Source organism: Streptomyces sp. CNQ085 (assembly GCF_022614595.1).
Classification (GTDB): Bacteria; Actinomycetota; Actinomycetes; order Streptomycetales; family Streptomycetaceae; genus Streptomyces.
The window spans coordinates 3,173-13,830 of the sequence record NZ_JAJFAU010000134.1; the positions used below are offsets into that span (position 1 = coordinate 3,173).

General features: G+C 74.3%; 9 protein-coding genes and 1 pseudogene. 1 reads left to right on the plus strand and 9 read right to left on the minus strand.

From position 1 onward, the window contains the following. Positions 1 to 127 precede the first annotated feature (127 nt). From ahcY to LJ221_RS19420, 7 genes are all read right to left on the minus strand, one after another. Positions 128 to 1,621, minus strand: coding sequence for an adenosylhomocysteinase (gene ahcY, locus LJ221_RS19390; RefSeq protein WP_241718004.1), 1,494 nt, complete (start codon positions 1,619 to 1,621; stop codon positions 128 to 130). Positions 1,622 to 1,993: 372 nt separating this feature from the next. Then, entirely contained in the window at positions 1,994 to 2,134 is a 141-nt protein-coding gene (locus LJ221_RS19395) for a hypothetical protein (RefSeq protein WP_308314816.1), read from the minus strand. A 134-nt stretch (positions 2,135 to 2,268) separates the two neighbouring features. After that, positions 2,269 to 3,480, minus strand: a complete 1,212-nt coding sequence (manA, locus tag LJ221_RS19400; RefSeq protein WP_241718005.1) for a mannose-6-phosphate isomerase, class I — start codon at positions 3,478 to 3,480, stop codon at positions 2,269 to 2,271. Positions 3,481 to 3,580: 100 nt separating this feature from the next. Continuing rightward, entirely contained in the window at positions 3,581 to 4,753 is a 1,173-nt protein-coding gene (locus tag LJ221_RS19405) for an SIS domain-containing protein (protein ID WP_241718006.1), read from the minus strand. A gap of 34 nt (positions 4,754 to 4,787) precedes the next feature. After that, positions 4,788 to 4,958 (minus strand): Trm112 family protein, encoded by a 171-nt coding sequence (locus LJ221_RS19410; protein ID WP_241718007.1) that lies wholly within the window; start codon positions 4,956 to 4,958, stop codon positions 4,788 to 4,790. Between the two features lie 190 nt (positions 4,959 to 5,148). After that, positions 5,149 to 6,507: a phosphomannomutase/phosphoglucomutase gene (locus LJ221_RS19415; protein WP_241718008.1), complete on the minus strand. Its 1,359-nt coding sequence runs from the start codon at positions 6,505 to 6,507 to the stop codon at positions 5,149 to 5,151. A 50-nt stretch (positions 6,508 to 6,557) separates the two neighbouring features. Continuing rightward, complete coding sequence (locus LJ221_RS19420) at positions 6,558 to 6,992, minus strand: DUF3499 domain-containing protein (protein ID WP_241718011.1); 435 nt, start codon at positions 6,990 to 6,992, stop codon at positions 6,558 to 6,560. Between the two features lie 381 nt (positions 6,993 to 7,373). Between LJ221_RS19420 and LJ221_RS19425 the strand changes: the two genes are divergently transcribed. Next, positions 7,374 to 7,853 (plus strand): metallopeptidase family protein, encoded by a 480-nt coding sequence (locus LJ221_RS19425; RefSeq protein WP_241718009.1) that lies wholly within the window; start codon positions 7,374 to 7,376, stop codon positions 7,851 to 7,853. A gap of 25 nt (positions 7,854 to 7,878) precedes the next feature. On the opposite strand, the gene LJ221_RS19430 is transcribed toward LJ221_RS19425, so the two are convergent. After that, positions 7,879 to 9,426 (minus strand): DUF5719 family protein, encoded by a 1,548-nt coding sequence (locus LJ221_RS19430; protein ID WP_241718010.1) that lies wholly within the window; start codon positions 9,424 to 9,426, stop codon positions 7,879 to 7,881. Next, positions 9,423 to 10,658: pseudogene (locus tag LJ221_RS19435) on the minus strand (family 2 glycosyl transferase); the annotation flags it as partial. The gene LJ221_RS19430 and the pseudogene LJ221_RS19435, both read right to left, overlap by 4 nt.

A 10,658-nucleotide genomic window follows, 5' to 3' on the forward strand; every position in this document is an offset into this window, starting at 1 on the left:
GACGGCGGCCGATCTGGAGGAGATCTACCCGGTGCGCGCCGGGCTGGAGCCATGGAGCGGGGCCCCGACGGTGTCGCCTGCCTGCTGTGTGACGTGCCCGTGCCGACGACTGTGCCGGCGACGGTCGTCAGTAGCGGTAGTGGTCGGGTTTGTACGGACCCTCGACGGGCACGCCGATGTAGTCGGCCTGCTCCGGGCGCAGCACGGTCAGCTTCGCTCCCAGCGCCTCCAGGTGGAGCCGGGCGACCTTCTCGTCCAGGTGCTTGGGCAGCACGTACACGCCCACCGGATAGGCGTCGGGCTTGGTGAACAGCTCGATCTGGGCGATGGTCTGGTTGGCGAAGGAGTTGGACATCACGAACGACGGATGCCCGGTGGCGTTGCCCAGGTTCAGCAGCCGCCCCTCGGACAGCACGATGATCGCCTTGCCGTCCGGGAAGGTCCAGGTGTGGACCTGCGGCTTTACCTCGTCCTTGACGATGCCGTCCATCGCCGCCAGGCCGGCCATGTCGATCTCGTTGTCGAAGTGGCCGATGTTGCCCACGATCGCCTGGTGCTTCATCCGCGCCATGTGCTCGGCGAGGATGATGTCCTTGTTGCCGGTGGTGGTGACGAAGATGTCGGCGGTGGCGACGACGTCCTCCAGCGTGGCGACCTGGTAGCCGTCCATCGCCGCCTGCAGCGCGCAGATCGGGTCGATCTCGGTGACGATCACTCGCGCGCCCTGGCCGCGCAGCGACTCCGCGCACCCTTTGCCCACGTCGCCGTAGCCGCACACCACGGCCACCTTGCCGCCGATGAGCACGTCGGTGGCGCGGTTGATCCCGTCGATCAGCGAGTGGCGGCAGCCGTACTTGTTGTCGAACTTCGACTTGGTCACCGAGTCGTTGACGTTGATCGCCGGGAAGAGCAGCACGCCGTCGCGCTGCATCTCGTACAGCCGGTGCACCCCGGTGGTGGTCTCCTCCGTCACCCCGCGGATCTCGGAGGCGAGGTTCGTCCACTTGGTGGGGTCCTCGCCCAGGGTGCGGGCCAGCAGGCCCAGGATGACGGCGTGTTCCTCGGACTCGGCCGTGGAGACGTCCGGGACGGAGCCGGCCTTCTCGTACTCCACGCCCTTGTGGACCAGCAGCGTGGCGTCACCGCCGTCGTCCAGGATCATGTTCGGTCCGCCGGTGGGCTCGCCCGGCCAGGTCAGGGCCTGCTCGGTGCACCACCAGTACTCCTGGAGCGTCTCCCCCTTCCAGGCGAAGACGGGCACGCCCCGGGGGTCCTCGGGGGTGCCGTCGGGGCCGACCGCGATGGCGGCCGCGGCGTGGTCCTGGGTGGAGAAGATGTTGCAGGAGGCCCAGCGCACCCGGGCGCCCAGCGCCACCAGCGTCTCGATCAGCACGGCCGTCTGCACCGTCATGTGCAGCGAACCGGTGATCCGCGCCCCGGCCAGCGGCTGGGCGGCGGCGTACTCGCGGCGGATCGCCATCAGGCCGGGCATCTCGTGCTCGGCCAGCGTGATCTCCTTGCGGCCGAACGCCGCCAGGGACAGATCCGCCACCTTGAAGTCCGGTGCGGTTCCGGTCGTGGTGCCGGTCGAGGCGCCGGTGGGCGCGTCGGTCGTCGTCATTGGGAGCTGCTCCTCGGGATCGGTCGAGGTGGTACGGCTGGCTGGTCTGCGGCAGCGGGCAGGTGTGCGGAACCCGGCACACCGGCAGCCCGCCGTCGTGTGCCGTCGTCACCGTACGCACCACAGGCACGTACGTGTCCCCTGACCGCAGCGCAGTCCGTCGGAGGCCCTCTCTCCCTCGGCCGGCCCGTGTGGCCGCCCGACCGCCATCAGCAGCGACGTCTGTGCCTTCCCGAGGCTACACGCTCGGCGCGCCGTCCGGGCGGGGCAGCCCCGGATGCCGGGGGGCACCGTGGGATTCCGGCCACGGGGCGGAGAAGCCCCCACCATGCCTCGGTGCTGTGCCGCGTCGTCGTGCCGCAGGGCCGGCGCTCAGAGGAACCTGGCGGCTTCCTCCGCCTTCTCCGCCCGGTGTATGTCCGGCTCGAGGTAGATCACGCGGGCGACCGGGACCGCCGCGTGGATGCGGTGCCCGGCCTCGTCGATCGCCTTGGTTCCGCCCGATGCACTCATGAAAGGTCGGTTCTCCCGGGAAGACGGCGGGATCTGTCCCGCGCCCGAGGCCTGGTGTCCGGGAATCCGGCGTCCGGTGCGGGATCACTCCCGTGCCGGGGCCGGGCCTCGGGCGCGGCAGCGCAGTAGTGCGGTCACACGGCCACAGTCGCGCGGAAGAGAGTACCGCTGCCGAGGACCGCGACCCGCTCGCCCGCACGCACGAAGGCCGACCGGCCCCGGGGGAGGACGAGTTCACCGCCCCCGCCGCCGCCGGTCACCTCCCGCAGGGTGACCTCTCCTTCCGTGCACAGCAGGATCTGGGGTGCGCGGTCGCCCAGGTCGTGCGGTTCGGAACCGGGTGCCAGCACGTACCGGGAGAGCCGGAACTCGTCGACGGGCGTCGCGTACACCTCCTCACCCCCGGAGGTGGGGCGCGGCCGCAGCACCTCCGGCTCCATCGGTTCGAAGCGGACGACGCGCAGCAGTTCGGGGACGTCCACGTGCTTGGGCGTCAGGCCGCAGCGCAGCACGTTGTCTGAGTTGGCCATCAGTTCCACGCCCAGGCCGCCGAGGTAGGCGTGCGGGACGCCGGCGCCGAGGTAGAGGGCCTCACCGGGCTCCAGGTGCACGACGTTGAGCAGTATCGCGGCCAGGACGCCCGGATCGCCGGGGTAGTGGCCCGCGATGCCCGCGTAGGCGGCGTAATCCCTGGCGTACGGTCCTTCCCCGGACGCCAGTCGCCGTGCCGCCCCGGCCGCCGCGCCGACGGTCTCGGCGATCGCCTCCCGGTCGGCGGAGAGCACGGCGGTCAGCACCTCGCCCAGTGCCTCGTCCTCAGGACGGGCCCGCAGGATGTCCGCGTACGGCTTGAGCCCGCCGACGTCCATGGCCTCCAGCAGATCGGCGGTCCGGGCGGGGCGGCGGAATCCGCACAGGCCGGTGAAGGGGGTGAGGGCGCAGAGGAGTTCGGGCTTGTGGTTGGCGTCCTTGTAGTTGCGGTGCGGGGCGTCGGCCGGGACGCCGCGCTCCTCCTCGTCGGCGAAGCCCTCCCTGGCCTGGGCGAGATCGGGGTGCACCTGGAGGGAGAGCGGCGACGCGGCCGCCAGCACCTTGAGCAGGAACGGCAACCCCGGCCCGAACGCCTCGACGACCGCGGGGCCCAGCTCGCCCTCGGGGTCGGCCGCGATCGTCTCCGACAGAGGCGTTCCGCCTCCTTCACGGTCGACCCTCGACGGCGCGCCGGGATGGGCGCCCATCCACAGCTCGGCCTGCGGCTCGCCGGTGGGCTCGGTGCCGAGCAGCTCGGGGATGGCGGTGGTGGAGCCCCAGGCGTAGGGGCGCACGGTGTTGGTGAGGAGGTCCATGCGGGATGGTGTCCTTGGATCCTTGGGTCCTTGTTCTGGGTCCGGACCCTGTCGTCCGGACCCCTGTCACTGCCGGGGCACCGCGCCTCGGGTGCCCCGGTCAGCGCCGCTCGCCGCCGGCGAGCGCGAGGTAGACGGCCGCGAAGTCCACGGTGGCCAGCAGTTCGGCGGTGGTCTGGAGCGGGGTGCTGCCCTCGGCCGGTTCCAGCTCGCTGACCGGGGTGCCGTGCCCGTACGCCAGGTCGCGTGCGGTGACGGCGGCGGAGCGGGCGGCCGGAGGGCCCTCGCGCAGCAGGACGATCCGGGCGCGCATCGTCTCGGGCTCCTCCACCCTGTCCCGGAAGAAGTCGTCGGTGTCCTCCGCGCCCGCGAAGGAGCCGCTCAGCAGGGCGCCGTGCGTGGTGAGTGCCTCCGGAAGGAGGGCGGCCAGCGCCGGGCGGCCGGCGAGCGAGGTGAGGGTGGTGGCGAAATGGCGGGCGGCGGTGGCGGCGACGGTGCCCTCGCTCCACAGCAGCGGCAGCGCGTCGGAGAGCTCCGCGGCCAGGGTCTTGGCGGGGTTGCCGTAGGTGGCGGCGGCGGGGCCGCACCGCTCGGCGACCTGGTCGAGGCGGTCGGCGAGGGCTGCGAGCCCCTCGGGGCCGGCGGCGACCAGACCGAGCCGGTCGGCCAGGGCGAGGAGTGGGGTGAGCAGCGCCCACAGGAGGCCGGGAGCCGCGGGCGGGACCGGTGCCTGCCGTTCGTACGCGTCGCGCGGGTCGGGACCCTCGTAGCGTTCGCCGGGCGCCTCGGCCAGCGGTACGGCCAGGCCGCGGGCCTGGATGGTCGCCTCGGCCAGCGGCGCGGGGGCGGGGCTGACGGAGACGACGGTGCAGCCCCGGCGGTACGCCTGCTCGGCGAGCTCGGTCAGGCCGCCCTCGTGTCCGTCCGGGGTGGCGAGCAGCAGCAGGTCCAGCGGACCGGCCCAGCCCGGCAGCGTCCAGCGCAGTGCGCCGGGGTCGGGGAGGGAGCCCGCGGGGTGGAGCCGTGTGACGGGGACGGCCCCGTTGCCGAAGGCGGAGAGGAGGCCGGCGACGCAGGCGACGGCCGGTCCGGTGCCCGCGACGAGGAGGGAGCGGGGGCGGCCGTCGGGGCGCAGGTCGGTCAGCCCCGCCTCGGTGGCGTGCCGCAGGGCCGTACGGGCGCGGGCGCCGGAGGCGGCGGCCCCGCGCAGCAGACCGTGGGTGTCGGCCCGGGCCAGGGCGTCCGGGGCGTCGAGCAGGGTCTCGTCCAGCATGTGCGGCCTCTCCGGTCGCCGGGGGCGGTCTTGCTCAGGCGGGACGGCGTGCCTCGTCGACGAGGAGGACGGGGATGCCGTCCCGGACGGGGTACGCCAGTTCGCACCCGCTGCCGCCGCAGACCAGTTCGTCGCCCTCCTCCTGGAGGGGGGAGTGGCACGCCGGGCAGGCGAGGATCTCCACAAGACCGGCTTCGAGCGGCATGGTGCGTCCCTTCGAGGGCGGGTGCTGTGCTGTTGCGTGGTACTGCCGTGCGGTCAGCGTACCGCCGGGAGGCCGCTCCCCGTCGGCGGGTGCCGTGGCGGGCGCGGGGAGGCGGGCGCGGACGGTACGGCGGCGCCGGGGCCGGTGGCCGGTTCCGGCGCCGCCGTACGGTGTCCCGCCGGTCCGGCCGTCAGGCGCGGACGATCGCCAGTACCTCGTCGCGGACCCCGGCGGCCGTCTCCGCGTCGCGCGCCTCGACGTTCAGACGCAGCAGCGGCTCGGTGTTGGAGGGGCGGAGGTTGAACCACCAGTCCGGCGCCGTGACCGTCAGGCCGTCCAGCTCGTCCAGCGTCAGGCCCTCGCGGCCCTCGAAGGCGGCCCTCACCGCGGCGGCGCGCCCCGCCTGGTCCTCCACGGTACTGTTGATCTCGCCGGAGGCGGCGTAACGGTCGTACCGGGCGACCAGCTCCGACAGGGTGCCCGGCTGCCCGCCGAGCGCGGCCAGGACGTGGAGTGCGGCGAGCATGCCGGTGTCGGCGTTCCAGAAGTCGCGGAAGTAGTAGTGCGCCGAGTGCTCGCCGCCGAAGACCGCGCCGGTGCGTGCCATCTCCTCCTTGATGAAGGAGTGGCCCACCCGGGTGCGCACCGGGGTGCCGCCCGCCTCCTTGACGACCTCGGGTACGGACCAGGAGGTGATGCAGTTGTGGATCACGGTGGAGCCGGGGTGCCTGGCCAGCTCGCGCTCCGCGACCAGGGCGGTGATCGCCGACGGGGAGACGGGCTCGCCGCGCTCGTCGACGACGAAGCACCGGTCGGCGTCGCCGTCGAAGGCCAGGCCGATGTCGGCGCCGGTCTCCCGCACCCTGGCCTGGAGGTCGACGATGTTGGCCGGATCCAGCGGGTTGGCCTCGTGGTTGGGGAAGGTGCCGTCGAGTTCGAAGTACATCGCGTCCAGCTCGACGGGCAGACCGTCCAGGACGGTGGGGACGGTGTGGCCGCCCATGCCGTTGCCCGCGTCGACGACGGCCTTCAGCGGGCGGACGGCGGTGAGGTCGACCAGCGAGCGCAGATGGGCTGCGTAGTCGGCCAGCACGTCCCGCCGCGTGATCGTCCCCGGCTTCTCCGCCGGCCTGGGGGGCGCGGCGGAGGCCCACTCCTCCACCAGCGCGCGGATGTCGGCCAGGCCGGTGTCCCGGCCGACGGGGGCGGCGCCGGCCCGGCACATCTTGATGCCGTTGTACCGGGCGGGGTTATGGCTGGCGGTGAACATCGCGCCGGGCAGGCCGAACCGGCCGCTGGCGAAGTAGAGCTGGTCGGTGGAGCACAGGCCGATCTCGGTGACATCGGCGCCGCGGGCGGCGGCTCCCCGGGCGAAGGCCCGCGACAGGCCCGGCGAGGAGGGGCGCATGTCGTGTCCGACCACGATCGCGCTCGCGCCCGTGACCGTCGCGAACGCCGCGCCGAACAGCTCGGCGAGGGGTTCGTCCCACTGGTCGGGCACCACACCACGTACGTCGTACGCCTTCACGATGTGTGACAGGTCAGGCACGGTCCACCCCTTCTGGAGTATCTGGCGACGCCCCAAATGTAACGGGGCGATCAGTTCTCGGGGGACCTCAGTACCCGCAGGTGGCCACGTCGAGCCACTTCCATCAGATCCGTCTCGCGCACGCCGCCGGAGCCCGGCTGCTCGGTGGGGGCGGGCTTTCCGCGCTGCGGGGTGCGGGCGGCCTCGCGGACGGCGTTGGCCAGGGCTTCGAGGTCGTCGCCGCTGGGGCGGGCGGGGCCCGCGTCCACGGCGAGGCGGACGACCTCCCAGCCGCGCGGCGCGGTCAGCCGCTCCGAGTGCTCCGAGCACAGGTCGTAGCAGTGGGGTTCGGCATAGGTCGCGAGAGGGCCGAGGACGGCCGTCGAGTCCGCGTAGACGTACGTCAGCGTCGCCACGGCAGGGCGGCCGCACGCGGTGCGCGAACAGCGACGTACAGGGCTCACGATGTTGGACGGTACCGCACTCTTGAGCGGGCCGCGACGAATCGGCGGGAGGTCGTCCTGTTGTGTCGTGCCGACCCACCGCGGGCACGCGCGGCGGTGGCGGACCGGCTGACCTGTCAAGGGCCGGAAAAGTCCGGTTGGCGGCGGAGTGGAAGCCGGATATGGGCGTCGTTACCAGTTCGTTCGGATTCCGTCATCAAGGAGCGATCACCGATCGGGAAGTCGTCCGAAACGACACCCTGGAAGGGCGGAACCGGTCGGCTTCCGGCAGCCGGTGGTGAACGCCGCCCGTGCCCCCGGGGAGCGTGGGGCCGTGCGCGCCGGCGTGCGGCCGCACGCCGGCGGTGCGGGACGGCGGCACGGGACGACGGGGTCGCGTCGTACCCGCTCCCCGGCCACCCTCGGACGGCTACTCTCAAGGTGATGAGCAACCCCGTACCGCCCCGCCGGCCCGACCCGCGACCGCGTCGCCGGGATCGCCATGGACGCGGCATGCGCGGCCCCATCGCGCCGCCCCAGGTGCCGCTCGCCATGAGCCGCGCCGACGCCTTCGACGATCTGGTGCGCGACTCCGCGGACCGGCTGGAGAGACAGTGGCCGCAGCTGTCCGGGGTGGAGTTCGTGGTGCAGGAGGTGCCGCCCGCCGCGCCGGAGAGCGGCACCGGGCCAGGCGACTGGGTCGACGGCTGGCTCGACGGGCCGGACGGCGTGCCGCTCGGCCGGTACGCGGCCGCACGTGACGGCCGCCCCGACCGCGTCGTCGTCTACCGGCGGCCCATCGAGCTGCGCGCCAGGACGCGCGACGACCGGGCGCTGCTCGTCCACGAGGTGGTCGTCGAGCAGGTCGCCGAACTCCTCGGGCTGGCCCCGGAGTCGATCGACCCGCGTTACGGGCAGGACTGAGACGGGGCGGGCCGCCGTACGCCGCTCAGTCGACGAGCACCGACAGGTCCTGCCCGGCACGCGGCACCGACACCGTCCCCCGGTCGTCCGGGAGTGTCTGCACGGTGAACATCGGGATGCCGTCGTCCTCCAGGGACAGCGTCCGGGCCGCGTACACCTCCCCGCCCGACAGTCGTTCGACGGTGAGCGCGTACCGCCCCTTCGCCCCCTTGGGCCGCAGATCGTCGACGGCCGTCGTGGTGCCGGCCTTGAGGTCGATCGTCCTGCCGGCCGGCTCGCCGCCGCCGCTGCCCGCCGACGCGGTCACCCGCACCTTCGCGGCCTTCCCCGGCGCGACCAGCGACAGAACCGTGCCGCCGTCCTCGCCGCTCTCCGCCCCGGCGTCGCTCCCGGCCACGGACGCCCGCTCCCGGACGGGCACGGCGGCCGGGATGAACGCCGTCTCCTGCCGCGCCCCCTCGCCGCGCAGCACGCGCAGCGCCGCCACGGCCCGGGCGCCGGAGCCCTCCTGTGCCGGGGAGAGGATCAGCGAGCCCGGCTCGCCCCTGGTCACGTCGCCGAGGTCCACGGCGACGGTCGTACCGCTCCTGACGTGGAGACTCTCCTGCCCCGCGGGGGTGATGGCGCCGGTGGGGGTGGCCAGCCGCACCTTCAGGTCCGCGTCCTTCTCGCCGGGCGCGAAGACGACCAGGCGTACGTCGGTGGCGTCGGCCGGGATGCCCGGCAGGACCAGGGAGCCGCGGGAGTCGGCGGAGGCCGGCAGCCAGTCGCCGCCGAGCTCCTCGTCGACCGACTGCACCTGGGCCCCGATCCGGCCGCTGCGCGCCACCACGTGCAGGACCACGTCGGTGACCGGCTCCCGCGAGAGCGTGGAGAGCAGCACGGGGACCGTGGAGCGGCCGGGGACGTTGATGCCCTCGCCGCTCTCGGTCTTCACCGAGCTGTCCTTGCCGTACAGCTCCAGATCGACCACGGCCGAGGCGTCGTCGGGGTTGGTGAGGTGGATGTAGTCGTGGCGCGACTTCGCGGTGCTCGCGCCGGGGAACCAGAACTCGGTGCCGGGCACGGTGCAGGAGACACCCAGCAGCCCGCGGCCGGTGCCCGCGGCGACGTGGGTGGTCTGCTGGACCGTCCAGCCGGGGGCGAGGCTTCCGTCGGCCGACCCGGTCAGGGCGGGCGAGCCGCTGCTGTCCGCCTCGGCGGTGACCGGGACCCCGGGCTTCTCCAGGGGGACGACGGGATCGGGCTCGTCGGCCTTCTTCCCGTCCTCGCCGCTCCGGCCGCCGCCCTCCAGGGTGCTCCCGGCGGGCAGCAGCCCGGCCGCGCTCCCCCCGCTCTTCGCGCCCTCCTCCCGCTCGGTGCTGCCGCCCTCGGGCGTGTAGGCCGTGTACGTGGTCTCGCCCACCTCCGAGGAGGCCGGCTGCGGGCACACCAGCGTGGAGCGCTCCACGGGGAGCCGGGCGGCCGCGGGGCCGGCGGCGGGCTCGCCGGAGGGGACGGTCAGCGACGCGACACCGGTGACGGCGGCCAGCGCGGCGACCACGCCGAACAGGGAGTAGGTGGTGCGGTTCATGCGCGGTCGCTCCTGTCGCCGTACGTCGTGCCGTCCTGGACGCCGTGGCCGTACGTGTCGCCGTACGAGCCGCCGTCGTAGGCGGGTCCGGGCTGCACGCCCCGTGCGTACGGATCGCTCCGATCGGCGTACTGCCCGTACTGCTCGTACCGTTGTCCGTCCCAGGCGTCCCAGCCCTGCTGCTGCGGCATGTACACGGGCCGGGGCCGCGCGGCCGGCTCGGGCTCCGGTTCCGGTGCCCGAACCGGCTCGGGCTCGGGTCCAGGTGCGGTCCCCGGCGGCGGGCCGTCCGCCGCCTCCTGTGCCGCGCGCAGCCTGCGGGCCCGCCGACCCTCTCCCTCCACCGGCTGGGCCGGTACCGTCCCGGTCTCCTCGGGCAGGTCGTCGTCGACCTCGCGACGGCGGCCCGGCAACGCCATGACCAGCACCACCAGCATCAGCAGTCCCTGCGCCCACACCCACACGGTGTGTGTCACGGGAGTCTCGTGGGCCAGCTCCAGCAGGCCACCCCGGGCGGGCAGTTCGAAGCCCTGCGCCCAGCCGTCCAGGGTGACGGGCTTCAGCGGGCGCCCGTCCAGCGTGGCCCGCCAGCCGGGGTCGGCGGCGTCGGCGATCCGCAGCACCCGCCCGGCGGGGCCGGCTGGGACGGTGGTGCGCGCCTTCACCGGCCCGGCCGCGACGGTCTCCGGTCCGGCCGCCGCACCGCCCTCCTCCCCCTCCGGGGGGACGATGGTGGCCCGGGCGACCTGGGCGTCCACCCGCCACAGCGCGCTGCCGTCCTCCTGGCTGAGCCTGGACAGGCCCGGCGTCGCGTCCAGCACCGCGCTCATCTCGCGGGGCGCGCCGTCACGCACCAGGACGTAGCGGACGGCGTAGCCGCTGAGCTGCTCGGCCTGGTCGGCGCCGGAGCCCGCGACCAGGTTGCCGACGATCTCGTCCAGCCGCCGGTCGCCACCGGCCTCGCGGGCCGTGTCGCCGTCGCCCAGCCGCGCGCCGGGACCGCGGACGAGGGTGTACGAGACCCGGGCCGCCGCGGAGGAGGCGCTGTCCCCGGCGCTCCCGGCGCCGGGGTCCCCGTCGAGGACGAGGGTGCGCGGCCGGTCCCGGGTGCCGCTCTCCTCGGCGACGAACGCCGGGACCTGCACGGGGCTGCGCCGCGACAGCGGCCCGTCGGCGCCGGCCACCATCCAGACGGCGGCGGCCGCCAGGGGCGCCACGGCCGCCGCCAGGCC

Bases quoted from the DNA above. Each gene is read 5' to 3' on its own strand.
- LJ221_RS19425 (WP_241718009.1), top strand. From the start codon at position 7,374: ATGAGCAACCCCGTACCGCCCCGCCGGCCCGACCCGCGACCGCGTCGC.
- ahcY (WP_241718004.1), bottom strand. From the start codon at position 1,621: ATGACGACGACCGACGCGCCCACCGGCGCCTCGACCGGCACCACGACC.
- LJ221_RS19395 (WP_308314816.1), bottom strand. From the start codon at position 2,134: ATGAGTGCATCGGGCGGAACCAAGGCGATCGACGAGGCCGGGCACCGC.
- LJ221_RS19405 (WP_241718006.1), bottom strand. From the start codon at position 4,753: ATGCTGGACGAGACCCTGCTCGACGCCCCGGACGCCCTGGCCCGGGCC.
- LJ221_RS19430 (WP_241718010.1), bottom strand. From the start codon at position 9,426: ATGAACCGCACCACCTACTCCCTGTTCGGCGTGGTCGCCGCGCTGGCC.
- LJ221_RS19410 (WP_241718007.1), bottom strand. From the start codon at position 4,958: ATGCCGCTCGAAGCCGGTCTTGTGGAGATCCTCGCCTGCCCGGCGTGC.
- manA (WP_241718005.1), bottom strand. From the start codon at position 3,480: ATGGACCTCCTCACCAACACCGTGCGCCCCTACGCCTGGGGCTCCACC.